Below are 25,145 nucleotides of genomic sequence, written 5' to 3'. Positions count from 1 at the left end.
AATGATGATCGTTTCGAATAAAAAAAGCAGGCAAAGGTAAGAGGGATTTTCCCCTTTTCCTTTGCCTGCTTGAACGTTCATTCTTATCGCTTGCCTTTGATATATGGTTGCCCGGATGCTTTCGGTGCATCTGCACGCCCGATAAATCCAGTAAGGGCAAGAATGGTTAAAACATATGGAAGGATGAGCAGGTAGACGTTCGGAATCTCACTGAAGAACGGAAGCATCGAGCTTACGATACTCAAACATTGAGCAAATCCGAAGAATAATGCCGCACCCATCGCACCAATTGGATGCCATTTACCAAAAATCATTGCGGCAAGGGCCATGAACCCTTGGCCTGAAATGGTCGCATGGTTGAAATCTAGGGCAATGGTCGTCGCGTAAACAGCACCGCCTAAACCACCTAAAATACCACTTAGGAACACCCCGATATATCTCATACGATTTACATTGATTCCCATCGTATCTGCCGCCATTGGATGTTCCCCAACAGAGCGAAGACGAAGCCCAAACGGCGTTTTATAAATAACATACCACACGATCACCGAAATGAAGATTGCGATGATGGAAGTATAGTAAACATCAGAGAAAAGAATATCGCCCAATACCGGAATGTCGCTAAGAACCGGAATATCTTCCTTATAGAAAGGCTGAGCAATTTTGTCTGTTTGACCAGCACCATAGATTAATTTCACGAGGAACAGAGACGCCCCAAGCGCCAGCATGTTAATCGCGACACCACTGACCGTTTGGTCCGCACGAAATGTAATGGACGCAACGGCATGAAGCAAGGAGAAAATCCCCGCAACAACCATGGCTACCACTAGAGAAACCCAAGGGGTCCAGCTTCCTAATGAATCGGAGAATGTTAAGTTAAATACGACACTTGTGAATGCACCAATAATCATGATCCCTTCCAACCCGATGTTAACAACACCAGATCGTTCAGAAAACACGCCGCCAAGAGCGGTAAGAATAAGCGGAGCTGCATAGACAAGTGTAGAAGGAACAAGTATAGCTAAAATTTCTACGAAACTCACTTATTCCACCCCCTTCTTCTTGCTAAACTTGCTGATTACGACGCGAATAATATAACTTGAAGCCACAAAGAAAATAATCAGGGCTATGACAACATCAATAATCTCGGTTGGAATGCCTGTCTCAAGCGGCATGTTCAATGAGCCATATTTCAGCCCGCCGAATAGTAATGCAGCAAGAACAACACCAAGGGCTGTGTTTGCACCTAGAAGGGCAACAGCGATACCGTCGAATCCGACACCTGTATGAGCGCCTTTAACACCAATGTAACCAAATGTTCCAAGACCTTCCATCGCACCAGCTAGACCAGCAAATGCACCGGAGATTAACATGGCATAAATAATATTTTTATTAACACTGATTCCTGCGTATTCAGAAGCATGCTGGTTGAACCCAACCGCCTTCAGTTCATATCCTTTTGTGGTCTTCTCTAATAGGAACCACATAATGATTGCACCGGCAATGGCAATAGCAAAGCCCCAGTGCATCCTTGAGTTGTCTGTCAATGCTGCAAAGAATTCCGAACGCAGTGTCGCAGAACCCGCGATTGCTTCAGTCTTATCAGATCGGTCAGTCAGTACATTCGAAATAATATAGTTGACAACATGCAGAGAAATATAGTTCATCATGATTGTCGTAATAACTTCATGAACTCGGAATTTCGCTTTCAGCAAGCCTGGAATGAATGCCCATAGCGCACCGGCTACTGCTGCTGCCAATACAGCCAGCGGAAGGTGAATGAGTCGTGGAAGATCGGTGAATAAGGTTCCAATCCATACGGATGCAAGCCACCCCATCAAGAATTGTCCTTCAACACCAATATTGAATAGACCCGTTCTGAAAGCAAATGCTACTGCTAGACCTGCTAAGATATAGGGAGTTACTTGACGAATGGTTTCTCCCATAAAATATGTGTCACTGAATATGCCTTCCCATAATGCGATATATCCATCTACAGGGCTATAACCGCTCGCCAGCATGACGATAGCACCTGCAATAAGACCCAAAATAACGGCGATTACAGGGATTAGTATATTTGATAGACGTTTATACATGTGTTTCCTGCCCCGCTTCCTTCACTTTACTTCCTGCCATTAAGAGACCAAGCTCTTGCTCTGTTGTCTTCTTAGGATCGACAACTGCTACGATAGCCCCCTCATAGATGACGGCAATTCGGTCACTTACATTCAGGATTTCATCCAATTCGAATGAAATTAACAAGACCCCGCGGCCTTTATCACGCTGTTCAATCAAACGTCTATGAATGAATTCAATAGCTCCGACATCGAGTCCGCGTGTCGGCTGTGCAGCAATCAGCAAGTCAGGGTTACGGTCAATTTCCCTTGCAATGATGGCTTTTTGCTGGTTCCCGCCTGATAAGGCACGTGCCGGGGTAAACTCACTCGGCGTCCGTACATCAAATTCTGCAATAAGCTGCTTCGCTTTATCAAAGATATTTTTAAATTTCAAGATGCCATGCTTTGAGAATGGCTCTTTGTAATAGGTTTGGAGCACCATATTTTCGCCAATAGAATAATCAAGAACAAGTCCATGCTTATGTCGGTCCTGTGGAATATGACCAATGCCGGTTTCCGTGATTTTTCTCGGTTTCTTGTTCATAATATCATTTCCATTAATGGTAATGCTTCCTGATTCACTCTTGCGAAGACCTGTAATAGCTTCGATTAATTCAGTCTGACCATTGCCATCAACACCGGCAATGCCGACAATTTCTCCAGCCCGTACAGATAGATTCAAGCCTCGAATTGCGTCAACACCTCTTGAATCCTTTACAACGAGATTATCGATTTTGAGAACATCCTCAGCAGGCTTGGCATCCTTCTTAACGGTTGTGAATACTACCTCACGGCCAACCATAAGACTTGCCAGTTCATTTGGATTCGTTTCACTGACATTAACCGTTCCGATTCCTTTACCCTTACGAATAACTGTACAGCGGTCGCATACTTCCATAATTTCTTTCAGCTTATGAGTGATAAGAATGATGGATTTACCTTCAGCAATTAGATTCTTCATGATTTGGATTAGTTCTTTAATTTCTTGAGGAGTCAATACAGCTGTCGGCTCGTCAAAGATTAAGATTTCAGCTCCGCGATAGAGGGTTTTCAATATTTCTACCCTTTGCTGCATTCCAACAGATATTTCAGAGATCTTCGCATCCGGGTCAATTTTCAATCCATAGCGCTCTGATAGCTCGCGGACTTCTCTAGAAGCCTCTTTCAAATCAATTTTGCCAGCTTTTGTTGGTTCTTTACCTAGAATGATGTTCTCTGTAACAGTGAACGTGTCAACCAGCATGAAATGCTGATGGACCATACCGATTCCCAAGTCATTCGCAATATTAGGACTTGTGATGCGAACCGCTTCACCATTTACTTTGATTTCGCCCTCTTCTGGCTGATATAAACCAAACAGGACATTCATTAATGTAGATTTTCCCGCACCATTTTCACCTAGCAGCGCATGGATTTCACCCTTTTTAACCTGCAGGGTAATATCATCATTGGCTACAATGCCGGGGAACTCTTTACGGATGTTTAACATCTCAATAACATAGTTCACGGATATTCACTCCTTTTAATTTCCATGAAGATTCATAAGCAAGATGGCAAAAGAAAAGCAACCCAATGTTACACCCTTGCGCTACCTTTCCTTTACCATTTTCCCTAAGAGGTCTGATGTCAGACAGTCATATGCAAGGGTAATGAAGGGATAAGGATGTTGCCCTTATCCCTTCATCGTTCTCTTTATTTTTTTAAGAATTCATCAAGTTCTTTTTCAGTAGCAGGAACTTTGATTTCACCATTCTTAATTTTCTCTTTGTATTCGTCAACAGACTTGATCATGTCCTCAGTTAAGTTATCAGTCGTTGGAGCGATATCTACACCGTCAGAATCAAGACCGAATTCAACAACTTCACCGCCAGGGAAATTGCCATCTTTAGCGTCTGTTGCAACTTGCTTAACTGCAAGGTCAACACGTTTAACCATAGAAGTTAACGTAACGTTCATGTCAGTACCGTCGATTTTACCTTCGGCAGCTTGGTCTTTGTCTACACCGATTACCCATACTTCTTTATCAGGGTCGTTTTTCTTGATATTTTTCGCTTCTGTAAATACACCATTACCAGTTGCGCCTGCAGCGTGGTAAATAACATCAATGCCGGATTTGTACATAGCTTCTGCTGTTGCTTTTCCAAGAGAAGCATCACTGAAGCTTCCAGTGTATTTCACTTGAACATTTGCATCAGGGTTTACTGATTTAACACCGGCTACGAAACCAGTTTCGAATTTTTTAATAAGTTCACTTTCCACTCCGCCAACAAATCCAATTTTATTAGATTTAGATTGTAAACCAGCAATTACACCAACTAGGAAAGAACCTTCATGTTCTTTGAATGTAATACTTGCAACATTGTCTGCATCAACTACAGAGTCAACAATTGCAAAATGGCTGTCAGGGTTTTGATCTGCCGCTTCTTTTACTGCGCCTTCCAATAAGAACCCAATACCGTAGATTAAATCAAATTTTTGGCGGACTAATTGGTTTAGGTTAGTTGTATAATCAGCGTCAGATTCTGATTGCAAATAGTTGTAGCCGTCCTTGCCTTTTTCCAAACCATTTTCTTTACCGAAAGCTTGCAAGCCTTCCCATGCAGATTGGTTAAAGGATTTGTCATCAACGCCACCAGTATCAGTAACCATTGCGACGGTGAAATTATCTTTTTTTGAATCACCTTCACTGCTGCTGCTGTCATCATTGTTTCCACAAGCACCAAGAATAGTTCCTGCAGCTAGTACGAGAGACAACGCCATTCCAAATTTGCGTTTTTTCACGTTCTTAACCCCCTAAATAATTTTGGCAGTAGCTTTTTTAGTATGAGCCTTCTCAAATTCTTTTACGCAGAATATGAAAATGAAACTTATCAGCTCTAAAAAAGTTGGCAGAGTGGAGATATGGCTTGTCCTGACTGTCGAAATGAGTTTGTTTCAGTAATAGAAGGGCTGTCTCCGGATTACAGTTCAATAGAGGCGATACCTTTTCATCATAGCCAATAGGCTCGATGTCAGCGACAGCATATGTAATCTTCACGCCCGCCTTCTCTTCCAGCAAGGCCAGCATCGACTCTTCTTGAAACATGGAAGCATCCGATACCACATGAATCGGCATCTTATCCAAGCAATAGACTACCGGATCTCCGTTTGCGGTTCTGACTCGCTCTATTATCAGAAACTTTTCGTCTTTCTTACAGTTGAACCTTTCCATATCTTCTTCCGTTGCACCTTCAATGGATGATGAAAGAAATATCGTCCCTGGAGTCATGTTTGCTTCCCGAATCATATCAGTTACACTATTAAGTTGTTCTATGCCGGATGTAAATAGCGGTGTCGCATTAACAAAGGTACCGACCCCATGCCTGCGAATAATCACCTTATCCTCTTCTAGAACCCTAAGTGCTTCCCTTAATGTCGCTCTGCTTACACCAAGTTTTTTTGCCCATGCAAACTCTGAAGGCAACTTCTCATGTTCCCTATAGACACCCGAGCTAATATCTTGTCTAATCTTGTCGATTACCTGCAGATAAAGCTGCCGGTTGTCCTGTTTGATAGACATCCTTTTTCCTCCAAGTTACTTATTTCCTAATCATTTAAAAGATACAAATCTACTAACCAATCATAATTTATCATGGATTTTGGAAGAAATAAATAGGTTTGCCTAAAATATAAATAATGTCACACTTGTCGAATTGACGAATTTTCGCCATGTAAGCGCCGTAAACCTTATTAAATCAATGTTTTTTAACTGAAAGGACTTTTGTACCATCCAAAAGATTATATTTTTGAAATTTTCGTTCTATTCCATTTAGCATGACCTATTAAAAACGTTTTCTTGTATATAAGCCATCCTAAAGCAGCTTAAAAACCTGTTTACGAAAACATAACTACCTATTTTTCCCATATCATATGGTGTATTATCCGGTAATTTCTAAACAGTATACCTTAATAAAACTTCTGCTTCCGATCAACCATTACGCCATACTAATTCTATCCTAAAATAATATATATTCGTTCGTATCCCCCTATAATAGGCTCACTAATGGATAAAAACGACTTCTTTATAGTCAGCTGATGAACCATCAAAAAAGCAGACAAACCCTTCTCAAAAGGAAGTCTGTCTGCTTCTATCCATCTGTTTATAAGGAAGTGATATATCCTTATTTCAAGAAGGAAGCCAGCTCTTTTTCATTTGCCGGTACTTTAATATCGCCTTTTTTGATTTTCTCTTTATAATCATCAATAGCCTTTATGATCTCATCGGATAGATTATCCTTCGACGGAGCTAAATCCACCCCATCCTCTTCAAGACCAAATTCGACTGTTTCACCACCTGGGAATTTCCCATTCTTCGCATCTTTTGATACTTGTTGTACAGCTAGGTCTACCCGTTTTACCATAGATGTCAGCGTAACATTCATATCTGTTCCGGAAATTTTTCCTTCATCGGCTTGATCCTTATCGACCCCAATTACCCAAACATCTTTATCAGGATTATTTTTCTTTATGTTTTTGGCTTCAGTGAATACACCATTACCACTATTTCCAGCCGCATGATAAATGACATCAATGCCTGATTTATACATCGCTTCTGCAGTCGCTTTTCCTAAGGAAGCATCACTGAATGTGCCTGTATATTTCACTTGGACATCCGCCTTAGGATTAACTGATTTAACGCCGGCAATAAAACCAACTTCAAACTTCTTAATGAGTTCACTTTCCACTCCGCCAACAAATCCAATCTTGTTAGAGGCTGTCTTCAACCCAGCAGCAACCCCTACAAGGAAGGAACCTTCATTTTCCTTGAACATGATGCTTGCCACATTATCTTCTTCTACAACTGAATCAATAATGGCAAACTCTGTGTCAGGATTCTGATTAGCCACTTCTTTAATGGCTCCATCCATTGTGAATCCTACCCCGTAAATTAAGTTGAAGTTCTGGCGTACTAATTGGTTTAGATTTGTTGTGTAATCTGCATCAGATTCTGATTGCAGATAGTTGTATCCATCTTTGCCCTTCTCCAGGCCATTTTCCTTACCGAAGGCTTGAAGCCCTTCCCAAGCTGATTGGTTAAAGGATTTATCATCGATTCCTCCAGTATCAGGCACCATAGCAACGGTGAAATGATCCTTGTCTGCATTATTTTTGCTGCTGTCATCATTGTTTCCACAAGCACTCATAAAGGTACTTGCCGCTAAAACAAGTGAAAGCGCAATTCCAAATTTTCTTTTCTTCACTGCATTAACCTCCAAAATAATCTAGTCAGTAGCCTTTTTAATATGAGCTATTTTTTCGGCATTTATGAGTAAAATCTCCATTGATCAATTAGGTAATAAAAAGATACCCTCATTCAACGTGATCTATATATGTATTTAGGCCTTAAGATGATTCCGTATCTTGTACGTTTCCAATGCTTTCGCATGGAGTTCACATCATGAATAAAACAGACGCGTATAGAAAGTCTACTAACAAATGATAATTTAACATGGTTTAAAGAAAAAATGAATATGTTTTTCTAATATAAAATAATGTTACACTTTAAATTTTTGGAACTCTGTTGAAATCTACAGAAAATATTGATAAATATGTAATCAATCGATTATATTGCCTGATAATAAAGAATAAACAAAATCATTTATTGATATAATAATATAACCTTATTCATGTTTATCTAACCATTTAGTCATCCTAGTTCGATAATAACCCGGTAATTAATCAGCCTATATATGATCGAATACTCAGACAAAACGAAAGGACTTCAGCCTATATACGCTGAAGTCCTTTTCAGTCCTCTTTATTAAGAATTACTCGCCTGGTCAAAATCCTTTGGCACCAGGACAGCACGCGGTTTGCTGCCTTCATAAGGGCCAACGACCCCTCGTGCTTCCATCTCATCGATCAGCCTGGCCGCACGTGTATAACCTATCCTAAAGCGGCGCTGCAACAAGGATACTGATGCCGTCTGCATATCTGCAATCAAACGGACAGCTTCATCATACAGTTCATCTGTTGTGGTCTCCTTGCTCGGCTCCGGTATATCCTCAGGAATCATATTCTCCTGATATTGCGCCTTCTGCTGAGAAATGACGAAATCAACCACATCCTCTACCTCTTGGTCAGACAGGAAAGCCCCTTGCACACGGATTGGCTTGGATGCCCCGACCGGCATAAAGAGCATATCCCCTCGGCCCAGGAGCTTCTCTGCGCCGCCCATATCGAGAATCGTTCTTGAATCGATTTGAGAGGATACACTGAAGGCAATCCTCGAAGGAATATTGGCCTTAATGACCCCTGTAATAACATCAACAGACGGACGCTGAGTCGCGATAATTAAATGAATCCCAGCAGCCCTGGCCATTTGGGCGAGACGCGTAATCGCGTCCTCCACTTCATTTGACGCAACCATCATTAAATCAGCCAATTCATCCACAATGACAATAATATATGGCAGGAGAGGATTTTTCTCTCCTTCCTCCAAGTTCTGGCGTGTAATTAGATCATTATACCCTTCTATATTTCTCGTACCAGAGTGAGAGAATAATTCATATCGCCGCTCCATCTCGCTTACGACCTTTTTTAAGGCTTGAGCCGCTTTGTGAGGGTCCGTAACAACTGGAGCCAGCAAATGCGGAATACCATTATAGACATTTAACTCAACCATTTTCGGGTCAATCATCATCATTTTTACCTCATGGGGCTTTGCACGCATTAATACGCTGGTGATGATGCCGTTTATACAGACACTTTTCCCGCTTCCTGTCGCCCCTGCGACAAGAAGATGGGGCATTTTATTCAACTCGGCCGAAACAGCTTCTCCAGAGATATCTCGTCCAAGTGCAATCAAGAGCTTAGACCCGCTTTTCTCAGACGGCTGGACCTCAAGAACCTCCCGCAAGGAAACAACGGCTACATCTGAATTCGGAACCTCGATTCCGATAGCTGATTTACCCGGAATCGGGGCCTCAATTCGAATGTCCTTCGCAGCCAGGGCCAGCGCAAGGTCATCTGCCAGTGAGACAATCTTCGATACCTTCACGCCGACATCAGGATGAACCTCATATTTCGTTACAGCAGGTCCTAAGTGAACCTGAGTCACTCTCGCTTTCACCCCAAAGCTCTTAAAGGTGCTCTCAAGTTTCTCGGCATTCGTATGAATCAGCTCATATTCCCCGCTTTGGTCTGCTTTTTTAGGCGATTTTAATAATGACAGCTTTGGAAGCTGGTAGTCGACATTTTCCACTTCCATGAAGGTCATAGGCTCTTCCTTTTCAGCCGCATTCCCTTCTCCAGCTTTCGGCCGGACATCAGCTTGATCTGATACCGGCTCAGACACTCCATCCGTTTCCTGATAAGCTCGGTCTGCGAAATTGGAAATGATTCTTTCCTCGAATGGCACCTCTTCTGCCGCATTCTCGCCAGGCACCTCAACATCTATGTCTTTCATGACCGGCTCAGTCTTGCGTGTCGCTCGTTTGTCTGCCTTTTTCCTTGTTGTCTTGGAACTGCGGAAATCCTCTATAAAGGCATCCCACTGTTTCTTAATGAAACGTCCAAAGGAGGAGATAACCTTGCCGATGGAATCCATGAGTCCCCTGCCGGTTATGAGTATGATGCCGCCAACGATGAATAGAAAGGCAATAAATTTACTTCCGGCATCAGCAAATAGGAAATGGAAAGCCGCATAAAGGAATGCACCAATCATTCCCCCTCCTAAATCAATCGTACTGGCTGAGCCATTCACTTCCATCCAAAAGATTTCCCACGTATTCAAAATGACACTAGGGCGCAGAGCATCGTTTGCAGATGAAGCTAGATGCTCAAACAAAATCGTATGATGATATAAAAGAATCGCCAATACCATTAAGTAAATGCCGACAAGCTGCCTTTTAAAGAAGAACGGAATCTCCCGTTTGTATATCAAGTATATACTGAATATCATAAGGCCTAATAATAATAATATGTACCATTCTCCCATGAAAAAGCGAGCCAAAATCACGAATGAAGTTCCAACTGCACCCAGCCTGGCCATGGCAATCGCTGCAAAGCCAAATAAGGCGAGTCCGGATATTTCGTATTTTAAGGTAGACTTGATCTGGTCTTTCTTCTTAGACCTAGGTTTTCGTTTATTTTTAGCCATCCAACCACCCGTATTTCTTTCTAAAATTAGCAGCTTCATATCAGCCAATTGTCTATGTATGTACTTCTTGGTGAAAAAGTGCTGACATAACGCTTAAGGAAAACAAAGAAAGCAGCCTGGCCCCGGCTGCCTATCCCTGTTCCCTTAATTATAGCATATTTGGCCTTTCAAATCCTTTTATTCCGGATGATAAATTATATTGCCGGGGGATAGAGAAGTGGATAAATAATCATTCGGTTCAGTGCTAATGATACGGTGTACCCGGACGGACCCATCAGGCAATCTCTCGCCAACAAATGGCACACCGCCTTTGTTAAAGACGCTATGGTAATCAACGTTCGTCTGATCCATCGATAATAATTCCTCAGGTATGATTGTGTAGTACGTCATTGGATAGGTGTACCCTCCTGTTCTTTGCCTGCCTTGATTAATTCATTCAACTTGGCAATGGCACTCCCGATTCCTCCTACCTCATTGATTAAGCCTGTTCGCACCGCATCTTCCCCGATGACATTCGTGCCGATGTCACGGGCTAGGTTCCCGCGGGCAAACATCAAATCCTTAAAGGTTTCCTCATCAATACTGGAGTGCTTTACGACGAAATTAACGACCCTGTCCTGCATCTTATCCAAATACTCAAATGATTGCGGAACACCTATGACCAAGCCTGTCAGACGAATGGGATGAATCGTCATGGTCGCCGATTCTGCGATAAAGGAATAATTGCAGCTAGTCGCAATGGGAACACCAATGCTATGGCCTCCGCCAAGAACTATTGATACAGTCGGCTTAGATAAAGAAGAAATCATTTCAGATATTGCCAGTCCAGCTTCCACATCTCCCCCTACCGTATTCAGGATGACTAGCAGTCCCTCAATGGCAGGATTCTGCTCAATCGCTACAAGCTGTGGAATGACATGTTCATATTTTGTTGTTTTATTTTGGGGAGGCAATTGCATATGCCCTTCGATCTGCCCAATGATATTTAAGCAATGAATATTTGAATCCTTTGGTAATTGCGGCACATTCGTCTGTCCCAGGGATTGAATCTTATCAATTAAGCTGCTTGGGGAAACCCCCTTCTCATCAGCAGCCTTTTCCTCACGTGGCACCTCTTCAGCTTTATCCATTGTTTTCACAGGCTCCCTTCTTAAATCAAGCAAACGCTTCTCATTAGTATGGGCAAACACGATGAAATCATACGTTTAGTCATAAACACACTGCATACAAAAAAGGAACCCTTTTTATAGGGTTCCCCTTCTCTTAACACCTTAGGTGACTCAACCATGCATCAGCTGATTTAAATATAAACTGGTTATATTCTTAACTTTCCTGTCCGGTACTTTACGTTCCTGCATTCAGCTGAAGTGTGTTTCTTCCGCTTAATAAAAGGTTTCTTTACACCTTTTGTTCTAAACATTACACACACTGCATTGATATTTAGTTATTGGTTACTCAACCCATCTTTTGCGACTTGATTGGTGTTGACATGTGGAATCAATCTTCCATGTCTCAATGAATAGTGTCATTATCGGGCTTATCGATGATTGTCCTTAAGTAAAGTAATATCCATAACGCCACCTTTATAATGAAAATCCGATAAAAGGCTTTTGGTCGATTCTATTCAGGCCTTTTGTGACATCCCCACTAGCTGTCTGCCAAATCAGCCCTTCCATCCTCTCCCGATTGAGTTATGTTTATAAGCCAGAATATCCTTTACTTCCAGGTCTGCAATCCATATCTCCACATCTTCATTAGACCATTCATGCAACCCTTCTTCGCATGGCAATTCAGGTATATAGCCAACGTTCACGTTTCTTGCTTATTTACTTCTTACTGGTACTTGCACGGAACGAAACACTATATGATTGAGTCGCCTGAGGTGTTAATCCTGCTTTCTTTTTAATTTCTTTCCTATCCTCCTTTCATTTATAGTTTACCCGGCTCACATAAAAAGAAACCGCTTGCAAACATTTTTTTATTTTTTTATTCATTCAGGAAAAGGAATGTAAAGTCCATGATTGAAGCCGAAAACTGCAAGGGCGCATTCCTGCCATATCGATTATGCTATTAAAAATGGATGCAGCAAAAGAAAAAAGCAGGTAAAAAACAATCTGTTTTTTACCTGCTTGCAAGCAACCTATTCAAAGAGCAATCCTTTCAGCAGATGCTCAGACTTCCATAATAATCGGTAAAATCATTGGACGGCGTTTCGTTTTTTCAAATAAGAATGAATGAAGATTATCACGGATCTCCTGCTTCATACCTGCCCAGTCAAAATGGTCCTTGGATGTATTCTTCAGGACGATTTCACGAACGATAGAATTGGATTTTTCCATTAAGGATTCTGACTCTCGTACATAAACAAATCCTCTTGAGATAATTTCAGGACCTGCGACAATGCTTTTATCAGAACGGCTTAGTGTCACAACGACAATGAGAATTCCATCCTGTGATAATAGACGGCGGTCACGAAGCACGATATTACCGACGTCACCTACACCGCTTCCATCAATCAAGACATTGCCAGTCGTTACTTTGCCAAGGCTCTCAATATGTTCCTTTGATACGGAGATAATCTCACCGTTATCAGGGATGAATATTTGTTCTGGTTTAAATCCAATGGACTTGGCAATACGGCTATGGGCAATCAGCATTTTGTAATCCCCTTGAATCGGGATGAAATACTTAGGCTTCATCAGATTGAGCATCATTTTGAGCTCCTCCTGGCTGCCGTGGCCTGATACATGAATGCGATTCTTTCCAGCGACCACCATGGCTCCTGCCCTAAATAGAAGATCAATCGTTCTTGACATGAGCAGCTCTCCCCCATAAAGAGGATTCGCCGCAAGCAATACCGTATCACCTTGTTTAATGTTCACTTGCTTATGCGCATGCTTAGCCATCTTCTGCAGAGCTTCAAACGGCTCACCTTGAAGACCGGCAGCGAGAATAACAATCTCATTGTCATTATAGCCTTCAAGCTGATCAACCGGGATAAGTGTTTCCTCTGCTACTTCTAAGTAATTGAAGCGAAGGGCAATATCGAGCACCTTTTGCATGGATTTACCGACGACCGCTACTTTCTTAGCGTTGTCCCGCGCTGCATTGAACACTTGCTGCAATCCGTTAACATTGGATGCATAGCAGGCAACAATAATACGGCCTTTTGCCTTATAGAACTCATCTGACATTTGCGCAGCTACAAGGGATTCAGACGGCGTAAAACCGACCTTCTCAGCGCCTGAGCTGTCAGACAGCAAGCAAAGAACCCCTGCTTCTCCAATTGCCGCCATCTTACCTACTTCGGCTTTATATGGTCCTTGAGCAGCTTGGTCAAATTTAAAATCACCTGTATATACGATTGCTCCTTCTTTTGTATCGATGCAGATACCAACAGAATCCGGTATACTGTGATTCGTTTTGAAGAAGGTTATTCTCGATGTCGCAAAACGAAGTGCCGTGTTAGAATCCACCACTTCAAATTCAACATCTACTCTTCCTTTGATTTCCTCAATTTTGGCTTTCGCCAATTCGATTGTCAGCCTTGTCCCATACACAGGGGCATCGAGCACTTCAATGATGTATGGTAAAGCGCCAATATGGTCCTCATGTCCATGAGAAAGGAATATACCTTGGACACGTTCTTTGTTTTCGATTAAATAAGTAATGTCAGGGATGACTACATCGATACCGAGCATCTCTGTTTCCGGAAACATTAATCCGGCATCAAGAACGAAGATATCCTCATCTACTTCGATGACATACATGTTCTTGCCAATCTCCCCCGCACCGCCTAGGGCGATTACTTTTATGTTTTGTGTTAGTTGTTTTACCAATTTAGTTCCTCCTGTATTAACTGCTCGTCCATTTCCAATTGAAACCATTATAACCGAAATCCGTTTCCTTGCGCTACCCAGACGGACTTTTTCAATAAATCAATCAATTGAAACGACTCTTTTACTGCTGGTATGTATGACTAGATGATAAATATAAGGCAAAAGCCAACCCCGCTGGATTGGCTTTTGTCCATAAGAAACTAAAAGGAAACTGACAAGCTTACAGTGTGTTCAATAACTGAATAAGCGTGTTTCTTTCCACTTCATTCATAGGTACAAGAGGCAGACGAACGGATCCTACGTCAATTCCTTTTATTTGTAAGGCCGTCTTGACAGGTGCCGGGCTAGGCGCCATGAACAGCCCTTCCATAATTGGAAGAACGCGCTGATGGATCTTTGCAGCCTCTTCCTTTTCACCAGAAAGGAATTTCTGGATCATATCCTGAATATCACGACCGATAATGTGAGAGGCAACAGAAACGACACCTGCACCGCCGATAGCAAGCACCGGCAACGCTAACCCGTCATCCCCGCTGTACAAATCAAAATCATCAGGTGTGTTGGCGATGATTTTGGTCATCGCATTGAAATTCCCGCTGGCTTCTTTAACCGCTTTAATATTCGGCACTTCTGAAAGACGAATGACTGTTTCCGGAGAAATATTTGTCACCGTTCTGCCCGGTACATTATAAACCATCACTGGAAGGCTTGTAGATTCAGCGACTGCCTTGAAATGCTGGTACAGCCCTTCCTGACTTGGCTTGTTATAGTACGGAGCGACGAGCATAATCCCGTCCACTCCAGCCTCTTCGGCTTTCTTCGTTAAGCTGATAGACGCATACGTATTGTTGCTTCCAGTACCGGCAATGACCGGTACACGCTTATTGACAATCTTCACGACATACTCGAATAATGCAACCTTCTCTTCTGTCGTTAAAGTCGGAGATTCCCCTGTTGTGCCAGACACAACAAGTGAATCACTGCCTGTTTCAATTAAGTAATCAATCAATTTAGCTGTTTTAGCAAAGTCGATGTTCCCTTTGTTGTCAAAAGGGGTAACCATCGCTGTGGATACGCGGCCAAATAGACCCATACTTCCACTCCCTTTAGTTAAAATTAAAAATTATCTCAGTAATCGACTGCCCAATCGATTGTGTTTTCATCCTCAAGATGGAGATTAAATGCATGATGCAGGGCATTAACGGCTTCAACCAGGTCCTTTTCCTTTACTAGAACCCAGATGGTCGTATGACTGTCAGCAGATTGCAGGATTTGGATTCCTCTCTCCGATAATGGGGTCACAATCTTTGCCGTCACACCAGGCACACCCGTAATTCCGGCGCCGACAACCGATACCTTGGCACAATTCGGCTCGACAATCGGATCGTGGCCAAGTTCTTTCAAGACAGAGATGGCCGTATCAGCATCTTTGTCTGAAACCGTGTAGATTACACCGTTCGGATAAATATTAATGAAGTCCACGCTGATTCTGGCATTCGCCATAGCTGTGAATACCTCAGACTGCAGATCATACTGACCTTCCTTCGCTTGTACCTTAATCTGCGTAATCTGTCCGACATGAGCAATTCCGGTAACAAGGCGCTCCTGAATATCACTGCCGCGGCGGTGCTTCGGATAGCTTGTAACCAAAGTACCCTCTCCATCAGTATATGTGGAACGGATCCTCATTGGCACTTTTGCCTGCATGGCAATTTCCACTGCCCTTGGATGAATAACTTTCGCCCCTTGATAAGCCATGTTGCACACTTCTGTATATGTGACAACTGACAACGGGCGGGCTTTTTCTGCAATGCGCGGATCGGCTGTCATGATACCTTCTACGTCTGTAAAGATATCTACATATTCTGCTCCTAAAGCTGCTCCAAGAGCCGCCGCAGATGTATCGCTTCCTCCTCGGCCAATCGTCGTGACGTCACCATTTTCAGCAACGCCCTGGAAGCCGGTAACAACGATCACCTCTGCATTTTCCAGTTCATTTAGGAGCCTGTCAGTATCGATCTCCAATATTTTCGCATTGGTATAATCCTGGCTGGTACGGAACCCAGCCTGTCCGCCAGTCAATGCTGTTGCTTTTATGCCGTTTTGAAGAAGCATATTCGTGAAAACAACCGAAGAGATGACTTCTCCGCAGGATAAAAGCAAGTCCTGTTCCCGTTCATTCAAAAGAGTACTCGGACCATTGACAAGAGACAGCAAAGTATCGGTTGCATAAGGGTCTCCCATTCTGCCCATGGCAGAAACGACTACAACAACCTTATACCCCTTCTTCAATCCGCTCTTTATATGATTTAAGGCATATTCTCTGCTTTTTGGATCACGAACGGATGTACCGCCGAATTTTTGAATGATTATTTTCATTTCTACACCTCGAAATCGGCCTTTTTGAACGGCATAGATCAAAAAGGCCAGATATACATTGTTGATTAATGGTTTAAAACATCCAACCCTGAGCCTTATGCAAAAGCTCGGCTGGCGCATCTATTCATTAGTTGACAATTCCTAAACGAACAAGACTCTCAGCAATTTGAACAGAGTTCCACGCTGCCCCTTTTAATAGATTATCGGAAACGACCCACATATGGAATCCTTTCTCCTCATCCAAATCTTTCCGCACACGACCTACAAATACATCGTTCTTGCCAACACAATCAGCCGGCATCGGATATTCTTGATTTTCAGGGTTATCCTGCAGGACAATACCTGGCGCTTCTTTAAGAAGTGACTTGATCTGTTCAGCTGTGACTCCGTCCTTGTCAATTTCAATATAAACGGATTCTGAATGGCCGACTGCAATCGGCAATCTCACACATGTAGCAGATACTTTCAATTCCGGCATATGCATGATTTTCTTTGTTTCATTGATCATCTTCATCTCTTCAAACGTAAATCCGTTATCGGTAAAGACATCGATTTGGGGAATGGCATTGAATGCAATTTGGTAATGCTTCTCTGCTCCCTTAACCGGAAGGATCTCTGCTTTTGGCTCCTCTTGGCCGAGAATCGCCCTTGTCTGATTATTTAATTCCTCAATCGCAGCAGCACCCGCTCCAGAAACAGCCTGATAAGTTGAAACGACAACCTTCTTCAGTCCGTATGCCTGACGGATCGGCTCTAGTGCCGCTACCATTTGTATGGTGGAGCAATTCGGATTGGCGATGATTCCATTATGTCCGCGGAGGTCCTCTTCATTCACCTCAGGCACCACAAGCGGTACATTCTCATCCATACGAAAAGCACTTGTATTATCAACTACGATTGCCCCGCGCTTTACTGCTTCAGGAGCAAGTTTTTTCGAGATGCTTCCCCCTGCGCTGAATAAGGCGATATCTACGCCTTCAAAGCTTTCTGGGCGAGCTTCCTGTACAGTAACCTTTTTCCCATTAAATTCAATCTCTTTTCCAGCAGAACGAGAAGAGGATAATAAACTAATTTCCCCAATTGGGAAGTTTCTTTTTTGGAGTGTCTCAATCATTTGCTGTCCGACTGCGCCTGTTGCGCCTACGACAGCCACATGGAATAGTTTTTGCGTCATTTGTTTGTTACCCCTTCCTTGAGCAATTATAGATAGAATTTTGCACTATATCTGTAGTAAAGATTTAAATAATTATCACAACTATTATCATATCCATTACGAAAAAGAGCAACATTTTTCAAAGCAGATAGCAAATAGTTCTTTTAAAAACCTATTATACTATATTTTTGTCGATTATCGCGGTTTTCAAGAGAATCTTTCGATTAAAATTGGCTGGATTTGCTTCATCTCCAACGCATGTTCGACTGTCTCAATCAAGCTTTCCATTCTTGCCACCATTGAGTTCGGTTTCTTATAAGGATCATCCTGGCCAAATGGAATGAAGAAAATGTCCTTCGTACTCAATAATCTCATCAAATTAACCCCATTAAGACCAAGAGCATCATTCGTCGAGATACCAAGTACAACTGGGCGGTGATTACGTAATGTCGCCTTTGCTGCCATCAGTACTGGTGAATCATTTTGCGCATTGGCAAATTTACTCATAGAAACTCCAGTCATTGGGGCAATGACCATGCAGTCGAGCGGCATCTTCGGACCAAGAGGCTCTGCATCTACAATTGTATCAATGACTTTACGATTCGTCAGCTTTTCAATTCTAGCTATCCAGTCCTCTCCTTTTCCAAATCTCGTATCTGTATTTTTCACGGTATGGGTCACAACAGGAATAACCTCCGCTCCCTCATTTACCAAGTTTTCAATTTGTGGATAGACTTCATCGTAAGTACAATGGGAGCCTGTTAAACCAAAGCCGATTCGCTTGCCGCTGATTTTCATGATTGTTTCCCCTTTCCTATCTCATGTTCCTCATACAATAGCTGTCCAAGGACATTGGCCAGGATTTTTCCGGCTGTCTTTGGAGCAACAATACCCGGCAATCCTGGTGCCAGAATGGCTTTTATGCCTCTTTTTTCAGCATAACGGAAATCGGTCCCTCCAGGCTTTGAGGCTAGGTCGATAATTAATGTACGTGAAGGCATTTTGGCGAGGACATTGGCCGTAATAATTTTATGCGGAATCGTATTAATACAAATATCCACATTCTCTACTTCCTTCTCTAAATCAGCCGTAAAGAAAGGAGTTAGTCCCATTTCCGTTATCCGGGCAATATGCTCTGTTTTCCTGGCGCCAACCTTGACCTTACCTCCGAGGGCATGAAAGCTTCGCGCCACACTCATTCCTGTTCTACCCAAACCTAACACAATGACATTTGAACCATGAATGGTAAAATCGGTATGCTGGATTGCCATCATGATTGCACCCTCAACTGTTGGAATGGAGTTATAGATGGCTACATCGTTTCTTTCAAAGAGTTGGATGAGCTTTCGGTTTGTTTTGGCAGTGACTTCTGTTAAATAATCATTGCTGATTCCGGAATATATGGTGCAGTGCTCAGGTGTATTGTTTAGGAAGCTTTCTGTCAGAACGACTTGTTTGTTGGAGAAAATCGTTTCAATTTTCCCTTCCATATTGGTCCCTGCTACCGGCAAAATGATTGCATCCAACTCACCTACAGGCAGGTCCTCAAGCCCTTCCTTCACCGCCCCTGTATAGGCATGTGCCAATTGTTCAAATCCAGTCAAATACACTTTTGCATCCAATTCTGTCAACTTTCGAATTACTTCAAGCTGCCTGGCATCTCCGCCAAGGACAGCAATCTGCATCCCTGTGAGCATGGAGGAGGTTCACCTTCTTCTTTGTTTGGTTGTGTTTAGTCAAATGGATGACGCCGCTTTTCAAAAGGTCTTATGGCTTTTCTTCTCAACCCTTTGAAGCCGTCATCTATCAATACAAATGAAACATGCTTTGACACAGTCTTTCACTAAGTGCATATAGTTCTCTCACATCATATGACCATTTCCTGAAGGGGTGCTATTTATAGACAAACAAAAAAACGCCCCTCGGCGTTTTTTCGGCTGCTGCATTCTATTCTCCTTGAAATTCTCCATTTGACGGAATATCAATGATAATCATATCTGTGCCAATCTTTTGGATATGCGACCACGGCACCCTCACCTCATTGCCCTGCTTACGGAAACCAAACCATTTGCCAGAGGGGATAATTAAAGCCGTTATCTGGCCCGTTAATTCATTAATTTCAAGATCAGTCTGCCCTAAAACACCCAATCTTTCAGCGCGCTTCACATCCACGATTTCTTTCCCGCTTAATTCACTCAGCTTCATGCTTTCCCTTCTTTCTGCCAGATGATCTATATAACTATCTATATGGCGTTCAAGCCTGTTTAGAAGGTTTTTTTCCTTATCCAGGGGAAAACGTTAGACAAGCACAAAAAAAGCAGGCAGCACGGCTTTATGAAAGCCTGCAGCGCCTGCTGATATTTCAGATTATAAATTCCATGTATCCTGCGGACCAATGAGAGCTGCCGCATAAGGACCCTTGAACACATCATTAATACATTGATCTACACTGTCGATTGTAACCTTGTCGATTAATTCAATGATATCATCGAGCGAGCGGTGACGACCCAATAATAATTCATTTTTGCCATTACGGCTCATTCTGCTGTTCGTGCTTTCAAGGCTTAGCATTAAGCTGCCTTTAAGCTGCTCTTTAGAGTTCTCTAATTCTTTTGCTGTAATGCCTTCGTTTGAGAGAACATCCAATGTAGATTGAATGATGGTGAACAGCTCCTTCACCTGATTCGCTCCTGTTCCGCCGTATACGACCACAAGACCATTATCCTGGTACGAAGTATGATAAGAGTATACGCTGTAGGCAAGTCCGCGCTCTTCTCGCACACTTTGGAAGAGACGGCTGCTCATAGAGCCCCCGAGTACATTATTTAAGATTATGAGGCTGTAGATATTCTCATGGCCAACATCATAGCCATTATAGCCTAGACAAAGATGTGATTGTTCCGTATCTTTCTTACGGACGAGCTTATTCGCATGGAAGGACGGCTTCTCAAGCTCCGGTCTTGCCTTTCCGCCTTCATAATGTCCAAACAGGGCTTCTACCTGTTTGACGAAAGCCTCCGTTACATTACCGGCAACTGATATGACAACCTTATCAGGGGTATAGTGATCGTAAACATATTGCTTTAATGTATCTGTCGTAATCGTATCAAGCACTTCTTCTGTTCCGAGTATCGGATACCCTAGCGGATGCTTCTCAAAAACAGCTTGACTCAATAAATCATGCACGATGTCATCTGGTGTATCTTCATACATTTTGATTTCTTCACATACGACATTCTTTTCTTTTTTCAGTTCTTCTTTAGCGAAGGTAGAGTTGAAAAACATATCGCCAAGCACATCAAGTGCGTAGTCAGCATGGTCATCGAGCACCTTCGCATAATAGCATGTGTATTCCTTGGATGTGAAGGCATTGACTTGCCCGCCGATACGATCAAATGATTCAGCAATTTCTTTCGCTGTACGTGTAGTTGTCCCCTTGAAAAACATATGCTCCAAGAAATGGGAAATACCATTATTAATCGGGCCTTCGTTTCGTGAGCCCGTTTTAATCCATATTCCAATCGCTACTGAGCGAACTGTCGGGATGGGTTCTAATACTACGCGAACGCCATTTTGACATGTATATTTAGTTATCAACGATTCTTCCTCCTATTCATGTTGCTCTTCTTATAAACATACCCATTATGTATAAACATTCCACCCTAAATAAGAGAATATTTACCCAATCATCAAGAAACACCCTTATCGTCTGATTCTATCCTCCAAAAGTGCCTCTCCGACAGGAACGATCACATAGGTTTTCTCAATAGATGTGATTAATGTCTCGAGTGATTTTGCTGTCGAGTCAGTCGGATGCATCAGTACTAGAGCTCCGTTATGAAGCTTGGGAACTACCCTGTTGATTAAGGCCTCAGGTGTCGGTTTTCTCCAATCCACCGTATCCACTGTCCAAAGAATGGTTTCCATTCCCACACTTGCTGCAGCTTTGACAGTCGTATCGTTAAAGCTTCCGCTCGGCGGTCCAAACAATGCCGGCTTGGTCCCTGTGACCTCCTCGATGACCTTGTTCGTATCCACGATTTCCTTCACCGCAGCTTGCATGGAGAGCCTTTGCATATCAGGATGTGTATAGGAATGATTACCAAGCTCATGACCTTCTTTCGCAATGGCTCTAGCCATTTCCGGGTTATTCTTGACCCATCGTCCTTCAAGGGAAAATGTTGCCTTAATATGATGCTTTTTTAATGTGTCTAACATTGAGTCTATGTATTCGTTCCCCCATGCCACATTGATAATAAAAGAAACGGAAGGTTTATTAGGGTTTGCTCTGTAAATCGGTGATGGCGGCAAATCCTGTAAATGAACAGAGGGGGCTATTTCTTTGAAGACAAGCATATTCTCCTTGAATGTACCCTTTGCTTTCATTTTTTTATAGGATTTATCAACATCTATCTCTATTCCATTATACCCGGGTGTCTTTTTCCAAACGCGATCGACAACAGCATCCACTGGCTTTTCGCTATATTTCTCTGCAGCCTGCTGGATTTCTTCATGCAAACGGTCTTGAACAGCAGCTGCAGGGACAGATGATTCTTTTTTCATTCCTGTCAGATAGCTTTCTGTCCATGAATTTTGCACCAACACCCATGATAAACTGCCAATGGCACATATTGCAAGAAATTGCGACAATTTTTTATTCAACACGTTCTCCCCCCTATAAGGAAAATGTATGAGGGAGGTGGACATGTTAGAACTTTCTATGCGGGAGAATAGCTTGGCAGCGATATTGTTAGTCAGTCTCTATAGAATGCGTATAAGCAGCTATTCACTTTCATAGGATGAATGAAAAGGCTAGGAAACATATGTCTCCTAGCCGTCAATTGCATTTACTGCTGTTCTGCTTTTTCTTTTTGCTCTTTCAATACTGCTTTTCTTGAAAGATTTACTCTGCCTTGTCGATCGATTTCTGTAACTTTAACAAGAATTTCGTCGCCAATCTTCACGACATCCTCTACTTTGCCGACACGTTCTTCAGCTAGTTCAGAAATATGAACAAGACCATCTTTTCCTTTAAAGATTTCAACGAAGCAGCCGAATTTCTCAATGCGCTTGACGGTACCTAAATACATTTGGCCAACTTCTACCTCACGCACGATATCTTCAATGATGCTCTTCGCTTTCTCATTCATCTCTTGGTCGGTAGAAGCGATATAGACTGTACCATCCTGCTCGATATCAATCTTAACGCCAGTTTCTTCGATAATTTTGTTGATTTGCTTACCGCTTGGTCCAATGACATCGCGGATTTTATCCGGCTTGATTGTCATAGTCAAGATCTTCGGAGCATATTGGGAAAGCTGATTACGCGGCTGGTCAAGTGTACCCATTAAATGTTCAAGAATATGGTTGCGTCCTTTTTGAGCCTGCATGAGAGCTTCTTCGAGGATCTCACGGGTAAGTCCAGCAATCTTAATATCCATTTGTAAGGCTGTAACACCTTTTTTCGTTCCAGCCACTTTAAAGTCCATGTCGCCGAGATGGTCTTCCATACCTTGAATATCAGATAGGACGGTATAATGCTCACCTTGTTTAACAAGGCCCATTGCAATACCGGCAACCGGTGCTTTAATCGGTACACCTGCGTCCATAAGGGCAAGCGTACTCGCACAAATACTTGCTTGTGATGTAGAACCATTAGATTCAAGTACCTCAGATACAAGACGAATGGTATACGGGAAATCATTTTCATTAGGAATAACCGGCTCCAGAGCTCTTTCTCCCAATGCACCATGACCAATTTCCCGTCTGCCTGGTCCTCTGATTGGTCCAGTTTCACCGACAGAGAAATGCGGGAAGTTATAATGATGCATGAATCGTTTGGATTCTTCTAAGCCTAAGCCATCAAGAATTTGAACGTCTCCAAGAGCACCAAGCGTTGCGATGGAAAGCGCCTGTGTTTGTCCGCGTGTGAAGAGACCTGAACCATGTGTACGAGGCAGGAGGCCGACTTCAGATGATAGCGGACGAATCTCTTCTGGATTTCTTCCGTCTGGACGAACCTTTTCTTCCGTAATTAAACGGCGAACTTCATCTTTTACTAATTTACTGAGGATTTCTTTTACTTGTTTCAGCGTATCCTCATCTGCTTCTCTTTCTTCAAATACAGCAAGGACCTTATCTTTCACAGCGGAAATAGCATCCTCACGTGCATGTTTTTCCTGTACCTGAACGGCACCGTTCATCTCCTCTAGACACATGCCTTTGACTTCATCAACCAATGCAGCATCTAATTCATAAAGGACGATTTCACGTTTTTCTTTACCGACTGCCTCAACGATTTCCTGTTGGAATTTAATCAATTTCTTGATTTCTTCATGTCCGAACATAATCGCCTCTAGCATCGTTTCTTCCGGAACTTCATCTGCGCCGGCTTCAACCATGTTAATAGCATCCATCGTTCCTGCAACAGTCAGGTGAATATCGCTCTTATCAAGCTGTTCAATCGTTGGGTTAATAACGAATTTGCCATCTACTCGGCCGACAATGACTCCTGCAATCGGACCTTCAAACGGAATGTCTGATACACATAAAGCAAGAGAAGAACCAAACATAGCGGCCATCTCAGTCGGACAGTCTTGATCGACAGATAAGACCATGCTGACAACCTGGACGTCATTTCTGAATCCATCTGCGAATAAAGGGCGAATCGGGCGGTCAATCAAGCGGCTTGTTAAAACAGCCTTTTCACTTGGTCTGCCCTCTCGTTTAATAAATCCTCCCGGGATTTTCCCTACTGCATATAATTTCTCTTCATAACTTACTGTTAATGGGAAGAAATCAATATTTTTTGGTTCTTTTGACGCTACGGCTGTACTTAATACTGCCGAGTCGCCATATCGAATTAAGGCAGCGCCATTAGCCTGCTTTGCTAATTGGCCAATTTCAACCGTCAATGGACGGCCTGCCCAATCTAAAGAAAATGTGCGTTTTGTTTGCTCCATTTCTTCTATTACTCCTCTCTACTGCGTTAAGCTTGCATAATTTATCCTAATATCTTGTCCTTGACAGACAAAAGTGGGATTTTAACACCAAATTACTATTAGTATACTCTATTGTTGCCCAGTTTAAAAAGCTAAAGTGTCCACAAAGTGGTTCATTACCCTCTATGTATAACAAAAAAGCGGGATAAATCCCGCTTTTTCTGAGTAGATTATCGACGTAAACCAAGCTTGTTGATTAATTCGCGATAACGAGTAACGTCTTTGTTACGCAAATAAGTAAGTAAGTTACGACGTTTACCTACCATTTTCAAAAGGCCACGACGAGAGTGGTGATCTTTCTTGTGTGTGCGTAAGTGTTCGTTTAAAGTGTTGATTTGTTCAGTAAGGACAGCGATCTGAACTTCTGGAGACCCAGTGTCGCTCTCATGAGTTTTGTACTCATTGATGATCTGATTTTTACGCTCTTGCGTTAATGCCATCCTAATTCACCTCCTAATTTTTCAATCCCCTGTTCCTGAGCGGGCGTTGGTGATGCGCACTGCCAAGGAAAGGTTC

General features: G+C 42.6%; 20 protein-coding genes. All 20 read right to left on the bottom strand.

Features of this window, described 5'->3' with window-relative positions; genetic code table 11:
• Window positions 1-83 precede the first annotated feature (83 nt).
• Window positions 84-1,043, bottom strand: a complete 960-nt coding sequence (locus ACY8DX_RS07835) for an ABC transporter permease (protein ID WP_462406491.1) — start codon at window positions 1,041-1,043, stop codon at window positions 84-86.
• Window positions 1,044-2,096 carry an ABC transporter permease gene (locus ACY8DX_RS07830; RefSeq protein ID WP_049671372.1) on the bottom strand — a complete coding sequence of 351 codons (1,053 nt, stop codon included), beginning with the start codon at window positions 2,094-2,096 and terminating at the stop codon, window positions 1,044-1,046.
• Complete coding sequence (locus ACY8DX_RS07825) at window positions 2,089-3,624, bottom strand: ABC transporter ATP-binding protein (RefSeq protein ID WP_049671373.1); 1,536 nt, start codon at window positions 3,622-3,624, stop codon at window positions 2,089-2,091. Before ACY8DX_RS07825 ends, ACY8DX_RS07830 begins: the two co-directional genes overlap by 8 nt.
• A 185-nt stretch (window positions 3,625-3,809) precedes the next feature.
• The gene (locus tag ACY8DX_RS07820) at window positions 3,810-4,898 is read right to left on the bottom strand and encodes a BMP family lipoprotein (RefSeq protein ID WP_462406490.1); all 1,089 of its coding nucleotides are present in this window, start codon (window positions 4,896-4,898) and stop codon (window positions 3,810-3,812) included.
• A 52-nt stretch (window positions 4,899-4,950) separates the two neighbouring features.
• Entirely contained in the window at window positions 4,951-5,676 is a 726-nt protein-coding gene (locus ACY8DX_RS07815) for a GntR family transcriptional regulator (RefSeq protein ID WP_049671375.1), read from the bottom strand.
• Between the two features lie 601 nt (window positions 5,677-6,277).
• Window positions 6,278-7,357: a BMP family lipoprotein gene (locus ACY8DX_RS07810; protein ID WP_049671376.1), complete on the bottom strand. Its 1,080-nt coding sequence runs from the start codon at window positions 7,355-7,357 to the stop codon at window positions 6,278-6,280.
• Window positions 7,358-7,917: 560 nt separating this feature from the next.
• Complete coding sequence (locus ACY8DX_RS07805; protein WP_049671377.1) at window positions 7,918-10,257, bottom strand: DNA translocase FtsK; 2,340 nt, start codon at window positions 10,255-10,257, stop codon at window positions 7,918-7,920.
• A gap of 177 nt (window positions 10,258-10,434) precedes the next feature.
• Window positions 10,435-10,647, bottom strand: a complete 213-nt coding sequence (locus ACY8DX_RS07800; protein ID WP_049671378.1) for a YlzJ-like family protein — start codon at window positions 10,645-10,647, stop codon at window positions 10,435-10,437.
• Window positions 10,644-11,387: a ClpP family protease gene (locus tag ACY8DX_RS07795; RefSeq protein WP_049672949.1), complete on the bottom strand. Its 744-nt coding sequence runs from the start codon at window positions 11,385-11,387 to the stop codon at window positions 10,644-10,646. Before ACY8DX_RS07795 ends, ACY8DX_RS07800 begins: the two co-directional genes overlap by 4 nt.
• 1,041 nt (window positions 11,388-12,428) lie before the next feature.
• Window positions 12,429-14,096, bottom strand: a complete 1,668-nt coding sequence (locus tag ACY8DX_RS07790) for a ribonuclease J (protein WP_049671379.1) — start codon at window positions 14,094-14,096, stop codon at window positions 12,429-12,431.
• A 220-nt stretch (window positions 14,097-14,316) separates the two neighbouring features.
• Entirely contained in the window at window positions 14,317-15,189 is an 873-nt protein-coding gene (gene dapA, locus ACY8DX_RS07785) for a 4-hydroxy-tetrahydrodipicolinate synthase (protein ID WP_439803433.1), read from the bottom strand.
• A gap of 35 nt (window positions 15,190-15,224) precedes the next feature.
• The gene (gene dapG, locus ACY8DX_RS07780) at window positions 15,225-16,475 is read right to left on the bottom strand and encodes an aspartate kinase (RefSeq protein ID WP_049671381.1); all 1,251 of its coding nucleotides are present in this window, start codon (window positions 16,473-16,475) and stop codon (window positions 15,225-15,227) included.
• Window positions 16,476-16,602: 127 nt separating this feature from the next.
• Window positions 16,603-17,649: an aspartate-semialdehyde dehydrogenase gene (gene asd, locus ACY8DX_RS07775; protein WP_049671382.1), complete on the bottom strand. Its 1,047-nt coding sequence runs from the start codon at window positions 17,647-17,649 to the stop codon at window positions 16,603-16,605.
• Window positions 17,650-17,835: 186 nt separating this feature from the next.
• Window positions 17,836-18,426 carry a dipicolinate synthase subunit B gene (gene dpaB / locus ACY8DX_RS07770; protein ID WP_049671383.1) on the bottom strand — a complete coding sequence of 197 codons (591 nt, stop codon included), beginning with the start codon at window positions 18,424-18,426 and terminating at the stop codon, window positions 17,836-17,838.
• Window positions 18,423-19,325, bottom strand: coding sequence for a dipicolinic acid synthetase subunit A (dpaA, locus tag ACY8DX_RS07765; RefSeq protein WP_049671384.1), 903 nt, complete (start codon window positions 19,323-19,325; stop codon window positions 18,423-18,425). Before dpaA ends, dpaB begins: the two co-directional genes overlap by 4 nt.
• A 250-nt stretch (window positions 19,326-19,575) precedes the next feature.
• The gene (locus ACY8DX_RS07760; protein WP_049671385.1) at window positions 19,576-19,833 is read right to left on the bottom strand and encodes a YlmC/YmxH family sporulation protein; all 258 of its coding nucleotides are present in this window, start codon (window positions 19,831-19,833) and stop codon (window positions 19,576-19,578) included.
• Window positions 19,834-19,995: 162 nt separating this feature from the next.
• Window positions 19,996-21,225 carry a M16 family metallopeptidase gene (locus ACY8DX_RS07755; protein WP_462406489.1) on the bottom strand — a complete coding sequence of 410 codons (1,230 nt, stop codon included), beginning with the start codon at window positions 21,223-21,225 and terminating at the stop codon, window positions 19,996-19,998.
• Between the two features lie 105 nt (window positions 21,226-21,330).
• Window positions 21,331-22,290 (bottom strand): polysaccharide deacetylase family protein, encoded by a 960-nt coding sequence (locus ACY8DX_RS07750; protein WP_462406488.1) that lies wholly within the window; start codon window positions 22,288-22,290, stop codon window positions 21,331-21,333.
• 185 nt (window positions 22,291-22,475) lie between these two features.
• Window positions 22,476-24,590, bottom strand: a complete 2,115-nt coding sequence (pnp, locus tag ACY8DX_RS07745) for a polyribonucleotide nucleotidyltransferase (RefSeq protein ID WP_049671387.1) — start codon at window positions 24,588-24,590, stop codon at window positions 22,476-22,478.
• A 209-nt stretch (window positions 24,591-24,799) separates the two neighbouring features.
• Window positions 24,800-25,069, bottom strand: coding sequence for a 30S ribosomal protein S15 (rpsO, locus tag ACY8DX_RS07740; protein WP_049671388.1), 270 nt, complete (start codon window positions 25,067-25,069; stop codon window positions 24,800-24,802).
• Between the last annotated feature and the right edge of the window lie 76 nt (window positions 25,070-25,145).

The sequence above is a fragment of the Gracilibacillus sp. Marseille-QA3620 genome, assembly GCF_054950035.1.
The sequence above is the reverse complement of the archived record's forward strand: the minus strand, read 5'-3'. Positions and strand labels throughout refer to the sequence as shown.

What these genes read in the sequence shown, in the direction of transcription:
- ACY8DX_RS07830 (WP_049671372.1), bottom strand. Translation starts at nt 2,096, where the DNA reads ATGTATAAACGTCTATCAAATATACTAATCCCTGTAATCGCCGTTATT.
- ACY8DX_RS07815 (WP_049671375.1), bottom strand. Translation starts at nt 5,676, where the DNA reads ATGTCTATCAAACAGGACAACCGGCAGCTTTATCTGCAGGTAATCGAC.
- ACY8DX_RS07805 (WP_049671377.1), bottom strand. Translation starts at nt 10,257, where the DNA reads ATGGCTAAAAATAAACGAAAACCTAGGTCTAAGAAGAAAGACCAGATC.
- ACY8DX_RS07800 (WP_049671378.1), bottom strand. Translation starts at nt 10,647, where the DNA reads ATGACGTACTACACAATCATACCTGAGGAATTATTATCGATGGATCAG.
- ACY8DX_RS07795 (WP_049672949.1), bottom strand. Translation starts at nt 11,387, where the DNA reads ATGGATAAAGCTGAAGAGGTGCCACGTGAGGAAAAGGCTGCTGATGAG.
- dapA (WP_439803433.1), bottom strand. Translation starts at nt 15,189, where the DNA reads ATGGGTCTATTTGGCCGCGTATCCACAGCGATGGTTACCCCTTTTGAC.
- dapG (WP_049671381.1), bottom strand. Translation starts at nt 16,475, where the DNA reads ATGAAAATAATCATTCAAAAATTCGGCGGTACATCCGTTCGTGATCCA.
- asd (WP_049671382.1), bottom strand. Translation starts at nt 17,649, where the DNA reads ATGACGCAAAAACTATTCCATGTGGCTGTCGTAGGCGCAACAGGCGCA.
- dpaB (WP_049671383.1), bottom strand. Translation starts at nt 18,426, where the DNA reads ATGAAAATCAGCGGCAAGCGAATCGGCTTTGGTTTAACAGGCTCCCAT.
- dpaA (WP_049671384.1), bottom strand. Translation starts at nt 19,325, where the DNA reads ATGCTCACAGGGATGCAGATTGCTGTCCTTGGCGGAGATGCCAGGCAG.
- ACY8DX_RS07760 (WP_049671385.1), bottom strand. Translation starts at nt 19,833, where the DNA reads ATGAAGCTGAGTGAATTAAGCGGGAAAGAAATCGTGGATGTGAAGCGC.
- pnp (WP_049671387.1), bottom strand. Translation starts at nt 24,590, where the DNA reads ATGGAGCAAACAAAACGCACATTTTCTTTAGATTGGGCAGGCCGTCCA.
- rpsO (WP_049671388.1), bottom strand. Translation starts at nt 25,069, where the DNA reads ATGGCATTAACGCAAGAGCGTAAAAATCAGATCATCAATGAGTACAAA.